Source organism: Caloramator proteoclasticus DSM 10124, assembly GCF_900129265.1.
Lineage (GTDB): Bacteria > Bacillota > Clostridia > Clostridiales > Caloramatoraceae > Thermobrachium > Thermobrachium proteoclasticum.
Genome location: NZ_FQVG01000064.1, coordinates 1 through 13,716, shown reverse-complemented (window position 1 = coordinate 13,716; position 13,716 = coordinate 1). Strand labels below are relative to the sequence as shown.

Annotated in this window: 9 protein-coding genes; all 9 read left to right on the top strand. The window is 33.5% G+C overall.

Annotation, left to right across the window (positions count from 1 at the left end):
- The first annotated feature begins 390 nt into the window (after nt 1-390).
- The 9 genes from BUB63_RS11660 (at nt 391) to BUB63_RS11620 (ending at nt 13,355) form a co-directional block, all read left to right on the top strand.
- Nucleotides 391-1,128 carry a PHP domain-containing protein gene (locus tag BUB63_RS11660; protein ID WP_242947374.1) on the top strand — a complete coding sequence of 246 codons (738 nt, stop codon included), beginning with the start codon at nt 391-393 and terminating at the stop codon, nt 1,126-1,128.
- Nucleotides 1,129-1,143: 15 nt separating this feature from the next.
- Nucleotides 1,144-2,019 carry an RNase adapter RapZ gene (gene rapZ / locus BUB63_RS11655; RefSeq protein ID WP_027307628.1) on the top strand — a complete coding sequence of 292 codons (876 nt, stop codon included), beginning with the start codon at nt 1,144-1,146 and terminating at the stop codon, nt 2,017-2,019.
- Nucleotides 2,019-3,332 carry a gluconeogenesis factor YvcK family protein gene (locus tag BUB63_RS11650; RefSeq protein WP_073249944.1) on the top strand — a complete coding sequence of 438 codons (1,314 nt, stop codon included), beginning with the start codon at nt 2,019-2,021 and terminating at the stop codon, nt 3,330-3,332. Before rapZ ends, BUB63_RS11650 begins: the two co-directional genes overlap by 1 nt.
- A gap of 8 nt (nt 3,333-3,340) precedes the next feature.
- Entirely contained in the window at nt 3,341-4,291 is a 951-nt protein-coding gene (gene whiA / locus BUB63_RS11645) for a DNA-binding protein WhiA (RefSeq protein WP_027307626.1), read from the top strand.
- A gap of 66 nt (nt 4,292-4,357) precedes the next feature.
- Nucleotides 4,358-5,668 (top strand): DRTGG domain-containing protein, encoded by a 1,311-nt coding sequence (locus tag BUB63_RS11640; protein WP_027307625.1) that lies wholly within the window; start codon nt 4,358-4,360, stop codon nt 5,666-5,668.
- Nucleotides 5,669-5,679: 11 nt separating this feature from the next.
- Nucleotides 5,680-9,150 carry a DNA polymerase III subunit alpha gene (locus BUB63_RS11635; protein ID WP_073249942.1) on the top strand — a complete coding sequence of 1,157 codons (3,471 nt, stop codon included), beginning with the start codon at nt 5,680-5,682 and terminating at the stop codon, nt 9,148-9,150.
- Between the two features lie 357 nt (nt 9,151-9,507).
- Complete coding sequence (gene pfkA, locus BUB63_RS11630; RefSeq protein WP_073249940.1) at nt 9,508-10,476, top strand: 6-phosphofructokinase; 969 nt, start codon at nt 9,508-9,510, stop codon at nt 10,474-10,476.
- A gap of 17 nt (nt 10,477-10,493) precedes the next feature.
- On the top strand, nt 10,494-12,248 hold the full coding sequence (gene pyk / locus BUB63_RS11625; RefSeq protein WP_073249938.1) for a pyruvate kinase: 1,755 nt from the start codon (nt 10,494-10,496) through the stop codon (nt 12,246-12,248).
- Between the two features lie 102 nt (nt 12,249-12,350).
- Complete coding sequence (locus tag BUB63_RS11620) at nt 12,351-13,355, top strand: aldo/keto reductase (RefSeq protein WP_073249936.1); 1,005 nt, start codon at nt 12,351-12,353, stop codon at nt 13,353-13,355.
- Nucleotides 13,356-13,716 lie beyond the last annotated feature (361 nt).

The window sequence follows — 13,716 nt, the reverse complement described above, 5'->3', positions numbered from 1 at the left end:
TTAACTTAACCCAATTATACTTTTTTAGAAACATTCGAGGATTCAGAGAAAAAAGGCTTTTGCAGATAAATATAATAGAAGATTTGAAAGATGAAATGTTGATAATTATGAATTGGATTAATCCAATTTTTAACACCGCATAGTCGATAATAAAATTGGAAATACAGCTTTTCATTATGATGGGGAGGGGGAAGGTGTATCTATATACATGGCCTACGGCCTTTTTCCCTTCCAAAATTTCAATAAAATAGAAAAAATCTAATTTCCTATAAAGAAAAAAGCTTTACTGGAAATTAGATGCGAAATCTCTGCCGTCCCTATGTTAATAATGCTATAATTAGAATTATATGATAAAATAATTTAAAAATCCTAAACCAAGGAGTGGTACATATGATAAAGATTATTGGTGATTACCATACACATACGATATACAGCCACGGTAAAGGTACAATAGAAGAAAATGTAGTTGCAGCGATTAATAAAGGATTAAAGGAAATTGTAATATCTGATCACGGCCCTGGTCATATGTTTTTCGGTGTAAATTATAAAAAATTGAAGAAGATGAGGGCAGAAATAGATAAGTTAAACGAAAAATATAAGGATAAAATAAAAATCTATTTAGGTGTTGAGGCGAATATTATAAGTACTGAAGGAGATATAGATGTAACAGAAAAAGAATTAAAACTTCTTGATAAGCTTTTAGTTGGTTTTCATAATGGTGCAAAACTCAAATCATTAAAGGATTTTTATATACTATATATTAAAAACAAAATGGCAAAGTATAATAAGAAGTTAAGAGAAGAGTGCAGAAGAACAAATACTGATGCGTTAATAAAAGCAATAAACAAGTATAAAATAGATATAATTACTCATCCAGGTGCAAAGGTTGATATTGATACAAGAGAACTTGCAAAGGCAGCAGCAAAAAGAGGAACAGCTCTTGAAATTAATTCAAGCCATAGATTTTTAACATTAGATTATGTTAAAATAGCAATGGAAGAGGGAGTTATGTTTTCAATAGATAGTGATGCCCACAAACCTCAAGATGTTGGTAATTTTGATTGGGCATTAGATGTTGCAAAACAGGCAAATCTTCCACCGACAAGAATAATTAATGCAGAAAAATAATTAAGGAGGTCAATTATGCAATTTGTGATTGTTACAGGTCTATCAGGTGCTGGTAAAACTCAAACTATAAGGTGCTTAGAGGATATAGGATTTTTTTGTATAGACAACTTGCCACCAGCACTTATCCCAAAGTTTGCAGAATTATGCTATCAATCAAAGGGGAAAATTGATAGAATAGCAATAGTTGTTGATATTAGAGGTAGAAATTTCTTTGATAACATATTCGTGGGATTAAAATCCCTTGAAGATATGGGGTTAAAATATGAAATATTATTCCTTGATGCACAGGATGATGTTTTAATAAAAAGGTTTAAGGAATCAAGAAGAAGTCATCCACTTTCATCAGGAAAAAGAATTGAAGATGCAATTCTTGAAGAAAGAAAAAAGCTTGAGGATATAAAATCAAAGGCAAGCCATATTATAGATACTTCAAGGCTTACAGTAAGACAACTAAAGGAAGAGATAAACAAGATTTATATTATGGGTGAAAAATTTGAAAGTCTAATTATAACAGTTACTTCCTTTGGCTTTAAATATGGAATTCCCCTTGATTGTGATCTTGTATTTGATGTAAGATTTATTCCTAATCCCTATTATATAGATGAACTAAAAAGACAATCAGGAATAGATAAGGAAGTTTACGACTATGTTTTTAAATGGGATGAGACAAATAAATTTGTTGAAAAGACAACCGACCTTTTAGAATTTTTAATACCAAACTATATAAGAGAAGGAAAATCCCAACTTGTTATTGGAATAGGATGTACAGGTGGAAGACATCGTTCCGTTGCAATAGCAAACAAAATTTATGAAATTCTAAAAAATAATAACCATACTGTACTTATATCGCATAGAGATATAACAAAGGATTTAGCGGGGGATGGAAAGTAATGATGATATTTGAATGGTTTAGGCCGGGTCTTAACATCAAAAGATGGATTTTGATGGGATTTTGTGGTCTTTTGCTATTTATTTTAGGTATTTCAAAAATTTTATTTAGAGGTTTAATATATGATTCCTATTTTGCTTTGTTTTTGTATATATTAATTGTCGGAATAATACTAATGTATGCCTCTATAAAATTGGCTTTTAAAAATTTTATGGAGATTATAACAGGTGTTTCGGTAAACAAAGAAACTGTTTCAAATAAATTCTTCGAGCAAAGAATGCAGGTAAGAGGCCCTAAAATCGTTGCGATAGGTGGAGGAACAGGTCTTTCAACAATGCTCAGAGGTCTTAAGGAATATACCACAAACATAACTGCAATAGTTACAGTTGCAGATGATGGTGGAGGTTCTGGAAAGTTGAGAAGAACATTAGGAATGCTCCCACCTGGTGATATAAGAAACTGCCTTGTTGCACTTGCACATACCGAGCCCCTAATGGAAGAACTTATGCAGTATAGGTTTACAGATGGAGATCTTAAGGGACAAAGTTTTGGAAATCTTTTTATAGCAGCAATGAATGGTATTTCAAATAATTTTGAAGATGCGATAAAGAAGATGAGTGATGTTCTTGCAGTTCAAGGGAAGGTTTATCCTGTTACTTTGACAGATGTTACTCTGTGTGCAAAGTTGAAAAACGGTGAGATTGTAAAGGGTGAGTCAGTTATTCCTGAGGTTTGCTATGAAAAAAAACAGGAAATAGATTACATTTTTCTTGAACCTCAAGATGCAAAACCTTTAGATGAAGCAATTGCAGCAATTGAAGATGCTGATTGTATAATTATAGGTCCAGGAAGCCTTTATACAAGTATAATGCCAAACCTTGTAATAAAAGAGGTTGCAGAGGCAGTGAAAAAATCAAAGGCTATAAAGGTTTATATTTCAAATATAATGACTCAGCTTGGCGAAACAGAAGGATATAAACTATCCGACCATCTAAATGCAATTGAAAAGCACTGTGGTGGAAAGTTTATAAACTTTATAATAGCAAATAATGGTAAAATACCAGAGGAGTATTTTAAAAAGTATAAAGAGGACGGACAAGAAGTTGTTGAAAATGACGTTGAAAATATTAGGGATACAGTTGATATAATATTTAAAGACCTTGTTTATATTAATGAAAATGGCCTTTTAAGACACAATACAAAGGTATTGGCAAAAACAATAATGGAGCTTATTATAAAATACATTTTCCCTAACGATAGAAGAAGAGTATTAGATTATTATTATTTAAGCGAAAGACTAAAGAACAAAAGGTAGGTGATATAATGTCCTTTTCGTCGGTTGCAAAAAGTGAACTGTGCAGAATTCAAGACGAAAAGAGTTGCTGTCAGCTGGCGGAACTTTCTGCAATAATGAAGATGAGTGGAACAATTCAAATAAATGGTAAGAATGGACTTGGTTTAAGGGTTACAACAGAAAACCCTGCCATTGCAAGAAGGATTTTTTCACTTTTAAAAAATATATTTGGTGTTCATACAGACATAATGGTAAAAAAGAACAGTACCTTTAAAAAGAACAACATCTATATGCTTTTAATAACACCTGAGATGGGGGCAAAGGACATATTATTAAAAACAGGGATACTAAAACAGCACTCGGATGGTACCTTAGGTATTTACCATAAAATTCATCCTGAGATTATAAAAAAATCCTGCTGTAGACGTGCGTATGTAAGAGGAGCTTTTTTAGGTGGAGGTTCAATTAGCAATCCTGAAAAGACATACCATCTTGAGTTTGTTACAAATTCCCTTGAATATGCTGAAGATTTAATGAAACTAATAAACTCATACAACCTAACATCAAAGGTAATACAGAGAAAGAGTAATTTTGTTGTTTATTTAAAAGAAGGTGAACAGATTATTGACCTTTTAAATATAATTGGTGCACATAATGCACTTTTAGAGCTTGAAAATGTTAGAATATATAAAGAGATGAGAAATAATGTTAATAGGCTTGTAAACTGTGAAACAGCAAACCTTAATAAGACTGTTGATGCGGCTGTAAGACAGATAGAATCAATTAATTTTATAAAGGAAAAGGTAGGGCTAAAAAAGCTTCCACCAAATTTAAGGGAGATTGCAGAGCTAAGATTAAACTTCCCAGATGTATCCTTAAAGGAACTTGGACAGATGTTAAATCCTCCTATTGGAAAGTCAGGTGTAAATCATCGATTAAGAAAAATAGAAAAAATCGCAGAAGAATTAAAAGATTCCTAAGGGCTATGTTTAAAGCCCTTTTTTTGATATAATTATTATTAAGACTTAAGGTTAGGGAGTGGAGCTATGTCAAAACACGAGGAGATTATAAAATACATTCAAAGTCTTAAGGTGGGTACTAAAATTTCTGTAAGATCAATAGCAAATGCTTTGGATGTAAGCGATGGAACTGCATATAGAGCTATAAAGGATGCAGAAACATTGGGAATTGTAAGTACAATACCAAGAGTTGGAACTGTTAGAATTGAAAAGGTTGAAAAAAAGAACATAGAAAACTTAACCTATGCAGAGGTTGTAAACATAGTTGAAGGTTCAGTGCTTGGGGGAAAAGATGGTCTTCATAAAACATTGAATAAATTTGTTATAGGTGCGATGACTCTTGAGATAATGAAAAAATATATATCTCCAGGTAATCTTTTGATTGTTGGTAATAGAGAAGAGGCACAGAGACTTGCTCTTGAAAAAGATTGTGCTGTTTTGATTACAGGTGGATTTACTTGTTCTGATGAAATAAAACAACTTGCGAATAAAAAGGGACTTCCAATTATTTCATCAACCTACGACACCTTTACAACAGCTTCAATGATAAATAAGGCAATATCAGAAAACCTAATAAAAAAGGATATAATACTTGTTGAAGATATAATGAAGACAGAGATATCCTACATCAATGTTAACTCTACTATAAAGGAACTTAAGGAAAAAATGCTTATAACAAAGCACGGTAAGTTCCCGGTTGTGGATGATTTTAATAAGGTTGTAGGTATTATAACAATAAAGGATATAAAGCTTGATGCAGAAGATGATGATCCAGTTGGTAGATATATGACAAAGGAACCTATTACTGTAACGCCAAAAACTTCTGTTGCCTACGTTGCACATATAATTGTTTGGGAGGGGATTGAATTAATTCCTGTTGTTGAGAATAAGCAACTTGTTGGTGTGGTAAGTAGGCACGATGTTATAAAGGCACTACAGTATGTTAATAGACAACCGCAGGTGGGACAAACCATAGATGATTTAGTACTAAAGAACTTTACTTGTATAAATACAGAAAAGGGAATGAAATTTACAGGAAAAATAATACCAGAGATGTTAAATCCAATAGGAACAGCAAGTTGGAACGCTCTAACTTTAGTTATGTCAACGGTAGGAACTATTGCACTAAGGCAGAGAAATCATCTTAATATTGCAGTTGACTCTTTTTCTGTTTTTTATGTAAAGCCAGTTCAGGTAGATTCGGTTGTTACTATAAATACAACGATAATAGATATGGGAAGACATTATTCAAAAGTTGAAATTGAGATGTATAATGAAAATGAAAAGGAACTTATAGGGAAGGCAATCCTTAGTGCAAAAATACTAAAGAAAAATTGATGGAGGTTAATATGTCGGGTTTTGTTCACCTACACGTCCATACAGAATACAGCCTTCTTGATGGTTCAGCAAAGATAAATAAATTAGTAAAAAAGGCAAGGGAACTTAATATGAATGCCCTTGCCATTACTGACCACGGCAGTATGTATGGAGTAATAGAATTCTATAAAAAATGTAAAGAGAACAACATAAAGCCAATTATAGGTTGTGAAGTATATGTTGCACCAAGGGGACGCTTTAGAAAAGAAGGTAGTATTGATGCAGAAAATTATCACTTGGTCCTTCTTGCTAAAACAAATGAAGGCTACAAGAATTTGATGAAGATAGTTTCTTCTGCATTTATAGACGGTTTTTACTATAAACCAAGGGCAGATTATGAGCTTTTGAGGGAAAATAGTAGAGACTTAATTGCCCTAAGTGCCTGCTTAGGAGGGGAGATACAATCTCTATTTTTAAAGGGTGATTATGATTTAGCAAGGGAGAAGGCGCTTTTATATAACGAAATATTTGGTCAGGGAAATTTCTATCTTGAACTTCAAAACCACGGCTTTGATGAACAGAAAAAAGTAAATGAGCTTCTTGTAAAATTGTCTAAGGAAACAGGAATTCCCTTAGTTGCAACAAATGACGTCCATTATGTTGAAAGGGAGGATGCAAAGGCCCACGAAATACTTCTCTGCATACAAACGGGTAAAACAATAGATGATGAAGATAGGATGAGTTTTGAGGTAGATGAATTCTATCTTAAATCAATAGAAGAGATGCAGGAGATTTTTAAGGACTATCAAGAGGCCCTTTCAAACACATTAAAGATTGCAGATGAATGTAATGTTGAGTTTGAGTTTAATGTTACTAAACTTCCAAAGTTTGAAACACCAGATGGAATCCCATCAAATGAATATCTTAGAAAGCTTTGTTTTGAAGGGTTATATGAAAAATATAGTAACGTGACTCAGGATATTATTGATAGATTGGAATATGAGCTTTCAGTAATAGAAAAGATGGGGTATGTTGATTACTTTTTAATAGTTTGGGATTTTATTAAGTTTGCAAAGGACAATAACATAATAACAGGACCTGGACGTGGTTCTGCAGCAGGTTCCATTGTTGCTTATACATTAGGCATAACAAAGATAGATCCCATAAAGTACAACCTGCTATTTGAAAGATTTTTAAACCCAGAAAGAGTAAGTATGCCCGATATAGATTCTGATTTTTGCTATGAAAGAAGACAAGAGGTTATTGACTATGTTGTTAGAAAATATGGTCAGGATAGGGTAGCACAAATAATAACCTTTGGTACGATGGCGGCAAGGGCTGTAATTAGGGATGTTGGAAGAGCACTTAACTATCCCTATGCAGAGGTTGACAGAATAGCAAAAATGATTCCTATGGAGCTTAATATAACTATAGATAGGGCTCTTGAGTTAAACCCTGAACTTAGACAAGAATATGAAAACAATGAAAGAATAAGATATCTAATTGATATATCAAAATCACTTGAGGGGCTTCCAAGACACTCCTCCACCCACGCAGCAGGTGTTGTTATAGCATCAGCTCCACTTGTTGAGTTTGTTCCTCTTTCTAAAAATGATGAAGCAGTTGTAACACAGTTTCCTATGACAATACTTGAGGAACTTGGGCTTTTAAAGATGGATTTTTTAGGCCTCAGAACTCTTACAGTTATTAGAGATACAATTGATTTAATTAAGAAAAATAGAGGAATAGATGTTGATTTAGATAAACTAACCTATGATGACAAGGAAGTATTTGAACTTATAAGCCAAGGCAACACAGAGGGAGTATTCCAGCTTGAATCAACAGGAATGACAAACTTTATGAAGGAACTTAAACCAAACTCCCTTGAAGATATAATAGCTGGTATATCCCTATACAGACCTGGGCCTATGGATCAAATTCCAACATATATCAAAAATAAAAACAACCCAGATAACATTGAGTATCTTGATGAAAAACTAAGGCCTATTCTTGATGTAACGTATGGCTGTATGGTTTATCAAGAACAGGTAATGCAGATAGTTAGAGATATAGCAGGGTATTCATTAGGTAGGTCAGACCTTGTTCGCCGTGCAATGGCAAAGAAAAAGCACGATGTAATGCTAAAGGAAAGGCAAAACTTTATATATGGACTTGATGATGAAGATGGGAACATACTTGTAAAGGGTGCAGTAAGAAATGGTGTAAGTGAAGAGGTTGCCAATAAGATATTTGACCTTATGATTGACTTTGCAAGCTATGCCTTCAATAAGTCCCACGCAGCAGCCTATGCGGTTGTAGCATACCAAACAGCATATTTAAAGAAATATTATCCAGTAGAGTTTATGACAGCCCTCATTACAAGTGTTGTTGGAAATAACGATAAAGTAGCCTTTTACATTCAAGCTTGCAAAAAGATGGGTATTGAGGTTTTACCACCTGATGTAAATGAAAGTGATTACTCCTTTACTGTAATAGGCAATAAAATAAGATTTGGACTTGGTGCAATAAAGAATGTTGGACGTGGTGCTGTTGAGGCAATAAAGGAGGCAAGAATAAAAAAGGGTACCTTTACAGGGTTTGTTGATTTCTGTTACAAAGTAAATCTGTCTGAAGTGAATAAGAAGGCAGTTGAAAGTATGATTAAGGCAGGTGCCTTTGATTCATTAAAGATAAGAAGATCACAACTTATGGCCTCCTTTGAAAGGATAATGGATGCTGTTGCAAGTGAAAAGAGGAAAACAATTGATGGACAGATGTCCCTGTTTGGACTCGATACACAAAATCAAAATACTGTAAAGGAAGAATATGACAATATCAAGGAGTTTGACAAAAAACATCTTCTTGCTATGGAAAAGGAGATGATGGGGCTTTATATAAGTGGACATCCACTTGACGAGTTTAAAAAGGAAATAGAGCTTCTTGCAACAACTAAAATATCGGATATAGTAAGTATCGATGATGGAGAAGTAGCAATTGAACATAAGGTTAAAGATGGGGAAAAGGTCATTATTGCAGGGATAATAACATCAGTAAATATAAAGGCTACAAGAAACAATGATATGATGGCATTTATAACAGTTCAAGATTTATATAGCAGTGTAGAAGTTTTGGTATTTCCTAAAATATTTCAAAGGTCAAATAAAAACATTTTAGAGGATAATATAGTACTAATTAAGGGAAGAATAAGTATAAAAGAAGATGAACAGCCAAAGGTAATAGCAGATGAGATAGAGCCTTTAAGAAATACCGAATTTAAAATAAATAAGGTATATATAAGATTAAATGAAGATAGCTGGAATAATGAGATAGAGGAGTTAAAACCAATATTAAAAAAACATAGTGGGAATAACCCTGTGTATGTCGTTTTGAGTAATTCAAAGAAGATGTTTCAGGCATCAAGAGAACTTTGGGTTGATTTAACAAAGGAGTTAATGGAGGAGCTTACAAATAAAATTGGTGCCGAAAACATAAAAATCTCGTAAATTTCTTTGACAAAATCATAGGGACAATATAAAATTTAACTTGTCCCTATGATTTTTTAAATAAAATAAATAAAAAAAATTAACGATTTTTATATTGATTTTATTTGACAAATTTTTTAAAATTAACTTGTTAGCTTTTTGATGACAATTGAATAAATATTAAATTTTAGTTGCATTTTAATTTAGAAAAACATTTTAGTAGACACGAATAATAGGAATGGACAAGATACATATTATAATTAAGACAATTTTTGAATTATCCTTTTACCAGTTCTTCTTGGTAAATTGTATGATAATATTTTTTATAACAAGAGTGGGACATAGCTTGTCCCTATGGACAAAAAAGGAGGTAATAAAATGAGAACAATAGGAGTATTAACAAGTGGCGGAGACGCACCAGGTATGAACGCGGCTATTCGTGCAGTTGTTAGAACAGGTATAGCAAATGGCTTAAGAGTTATGGGAATACAAAGAGGATACAGCGGACTTATGAATGGAGAAATATTTGAAATGACAAGATCAAGCGTTTCAGATATTATCCAAAGAGGTGGAACAATCCTTAAGTCTGCAAGAAGTGCAGAGTTTAGAACACCAGAGGGAAGAAAGAAGGCCTACAACGTACTTAAGGTATTTGGTATAGAAGGCTTAGTTGTTATTGGTGGAGATGGTTCCTTCACAGGAGCAAAGCTTCTATCAGATGAGTGGGATATAAAGACAGTAGGAATCCCAGGAACTATAGATAATGACCTTGCATACACAGATTATACAATAGGTTTTGATACAGCAGTTAACACTGTACTTGATGCTATAAACAAGCTAAGAGATACATCAACTTCCCACGAAAGAGTAAGTGTTGTTGAAGTTATGGGAAGACACTGTGGAGATATTGCACTATACGCAGGACTTGCAGGTGGAGCAGAGAGCATAATAATTCCTGAAGAAGATTATAATTTTGATGAACTTTGTAAAACTATAATTGAAGGCAAAGTTAAAGGAAAGTTACACAACCTAATTCTTCTTGCTGAAGGTATAGGTGGTGCAGAAGAACTTGCAAAGAAGATAGAAGAAGTTACAGGAATTGAATCAAGAGCAACAGTTCTTGGACACATTCAAAGAGGTGGAAGCCCAACAGCCTTTGATAGAATATTAGCTTCAAGACTTGGAGCAAGAGCAGTAGAACTTCTACTTGAAGGAAAGTCAAAGAGGGTTGTTGGTATAAGAGACAACAAGATTGTAGATTTTGATATAACTGAGGCTCTTGAAATGGAAAAGAGAAGAGATGACCATAAGAAGCTTTATGAACTATCTAAAATATTAGGATATTAATTAAAAGGAGTGAAATTATGAGAAAGACAAAAATAGTATGTACAATAGGGCCTGCAAGCGAAAAGGAAGAAGTTTTAAGAAAACTTATTGAAAGTGGAATGAATGTTGCAAGACTTAATTTCTCACACGGTTCCCACGAAGAACACGGTGCAAGAATTGAAACAATAAAGAAGTTAAGAAAGGAACTTAACAAGCCTGTTGCAATACTACTTGATACAAAGGGACCAGAAATAAGAACAGGTACATTTAAGGATAAAAAGGTTGAGCTTGTTGAAGGACAAAGCTTTATAATAACAACAAGACAAGTTGAAGGAGATAATACAATCTGTTCTGTTTCATACGACAAGCTACACGAAGATGTAAAGCCTGGAGATACAATACTAATAGATGATGGTCTTGTAGGACTTAAGGTTGAAAAGATAGAAGGACAAGACATTCACTGTACAGTTCAAAACAGTGGACCTGTTAGCAACTATAAAGGAGTTAATGTACCAAATGTTAAGATAAACCTTCCAGCTCTTACAGAAAAGGATATAGCAGACCTTAAGTTTGGTATAGAACAAGGCGTAGATATAATAGCTGCTTCCTTCGTTAGAAAGCCACAAGACGTTATAGCAATAAGAAAGGTTCTTGAAAAGAACGGAGGAGAAGGAATACTTATAATATCAAAGATAGAAAATCAAGAAGGTGTTGACAACATAGATGAAATTCTAAAGCTATCAGACGGTATAATGGTAGCAAGAGGAGACCTTGGTGTTGAAATTCCTACAGAAGAAGTTCCACTTGTTCAAAAGATGATTATAGAAAAGTGTAACAAGGCTGGTAAGCCAGTTATAACTGCAACACAAATGCTTGACTCAATGATGAGAAATCCAAGACCAACAAGAGCAGAAGCAAGTGACGTGGCAAATGCTATATTTGATGGAACAGATGCTATAATGCTAAGTGGTGAAACTGCAAATGGTAAGTATCCAATCGAAGCAGTTACAACAATGGCAAGAATAGCAGAAAAGGCAGAAAGTGCTCTTAACTATCAAGCAATACTTGAAAAGAGAAGAGCATACCACAAAAATTCAGTTCCTGATGCTATAAGCCTTGCAACAGTTACTGCGGCTACTGAACTTAATGCTTCAGCAGTAATTACTGCAACTCAATCAGGAAGCACAGCAAAGATGGTATCAAAGTATAGACCAAAGTGCCCAATTATAGCAGTTACTCCATATGAAGAAGTGGCAAGAAAGCTTGCAGTTTCTTGGGGTGTATTCCCAGTTATTACAGAAAAGGTTGAAACTACTGATGAATTAATAGAAAAGTCAGTTCAAGAGGCTCTAAACAACGGATATGTTAAGAAGGGAGACCTTGTTGTTGTAGCAGCAGGTGTTCCAGTTGGATATACAGGAACAACTAACCTAATGAAGGTACATATAGTTGGAGATGTACTTGTTAAAGGAAAAGGAATGGGTAACTCAACATATGGAACAGCTTGTGTTGTAACAGATATGTCAAAGCTTGAGGAACAATTAAATGAAGGTGACATATTAGTTGTTAGAAACATAGAAAAGGAACAACTTCCAATCATTATGGATAGAGTAAGTGGTGTAGTTGCAGAAGAAGGAGGACTTACATCACACGTTGCAGTAGAATGTATAAACGCAGGAATTCCTGTTATAGTTGGTGCAGAGGGTGCAACAGAAATAATAAAGTCAGGCACACTTGTTACTATAGACCCAAGAAATGGTATGGTATATAGTGGAAAAGCTAATGTAATGTAATAAAGTTAGGCCATAGGGCCTAACTTTATCATAAGTTTACCTCCTTAAGCCCTTTCAATAGGGCTTATTTTAATTTATAATAAACATAGAGGGGGTAGGCTTATGAAAAAAAGAAGATTAGGTAAAACAAACATAATGGTGTCTGAAGTTGGTTTTGGAGGAATTCCTATTCAAAGAATAACCCAAAGAGAAGCAGAGAAAGTTATAAAATTTGCTGTTGAAGGTGGTATAAACTTTATTGATACAGCAAGAGGATATGGAGTTAGTGAAGAATACATAGGCAATGCACTTTTAGGAATAAGAGAAAAAGTTTATATTGCATCAAAATCAATGGCAAGAACTAAGGATGCAATGAAGGAGGATATTGAAAGGAGCCTTAAAAATTTAAGGACAGACTACATAGACCTTTATCAGCTTCATAATGTTAAGGATGAAGAAACCCTAAAGCAAGTAATGACGGAGGGTGGAGCTCTTGAGGCACTACTTGAGGCTAAAAATAGTGGTAAAATTTTGCATATCGGTATAACTTCCCATAGCCTTGATTTATTAAAAAAGATATTAGAGTATGATGTATTTGAAACTATTATGTACCCCTACAACATAGTAGAGGACCAAGCAGAGAAGTTATTCGAAGAGGCAAAAGAAAGGGATATTGGAGTAATAGCAATGAAGCCTTTAGCAGGTGGGGCGTTAGAGGATAGTGAACTTGCAATATCCTATATACTAAACAACAAAAATATTTCAACTGTTATACCAGGTATGGATAGCATTGAACAGGTAAAACAAAATATATCAGCTGTAGATATAGAATTTAATGATGAAATGATGAAAAAGTGTAAAGAAATAAAGGAAAAATATACTCAAAGCTTTTGCAGAAGATGTGGATATTGTATGCCCTGTCCTCAAGGAATAGATATACCTTTCTCCTTTATTTTGAAGGGTTATTATGATAGGTATGATTTAAAGGCTTGGGCAACAGAAAGATATACCGCAATGAAAAGACACGCCTCTGACTGCATAAAGTGTGGCTTATGTGAAACAAAGTGTCCATATAATTTAAAAATAAGGGATATGCTAAGAGAGGTAGTTGAAAGTTTTGGATTTTGATGTATAATAATAAGATTAACCTGAATTATTCACCAACCAAAAATTAAACTGAAAAATATTTATAAGAAATCTTAGCCTGAATTATTCACCAACCAAAAATTAAACTGAAAAATATTTATAAGAAATCTTAGTATAATTGTTATATGAATAAAATTTTCATAAATTACAGATATTTACATTAAAGAAGAATAGATTTCACCTATAGTATAAAATTTTACTTTTTGAACTTATCAAAGAACAATAATAAAAGAATTTCATTCTAACTTGTGAATATTTGCTACAATCTCATAAAAATCATTTTTATATGCGTAGCTACTGCAAAGCTTAAATATTATGTAGCGACTACTTCTTACTATTCTTG

Coding starts and splice junctions, on each gene's coding strand:
- BUB63_RS11660 (WP_242947374.1), top strand. CDS start 391: ATGATAAAGATTATTGGTGATTACCATACACATACGATATACAGCCAC.
- rapZ (WP_027307628.1), top strand. CDS start 1,144: ATGCAATTTGTGATTGTTACAGGTCTATCAGGTGCTGGTAAAACTCAA.
- BUB63_RS11650 (WP_073249944.1), top strand. CDS start 2,019: ATGATGATATTTGAATGGTTTAGGCCGGGTCTTAACATCAAAAGATGG.
- whiA (WP_027307626.1), top strand. CDS start 3,341: ATGTCCTTTTCGTCGGTTGCAAAAAGTGAACTGTGCAGAATTCAAGAC.
- BUB63_RS11640 (WP_027307625.1), top strand. CDS start 4,358: ATGTCAAAACACGAGGAGATTATAAAATACATTCAAAGTCTTAAGGTG.
- BUB63_RS11635 (WP_073249942.1), top strand. CDS start 5,680: ATGTCGGGTTTTGTTCACCTACACGTCCATACAGAATACAGCCTTCTT.
- pfkA (WP_073249940.1), top strand. CDS start 9,508: ATGAGAACAATAGGAGTATTAACAAGTGGCGGAGACGCACCAGGTATG.
- pyk (WP_073249938.1), top strand. CDS start 10,494: ATGAGAAAGACAAAAATAGTATGTACAATAGGGCCTGCAAGCGAAAAG.
- BUB63_RS11620 (WP_073249936.1), top strand. CDS start 12,351: ATGAAAAAAAGAAGATTAGGTAAAACAAACATAATGGTGTCTGAAGTT.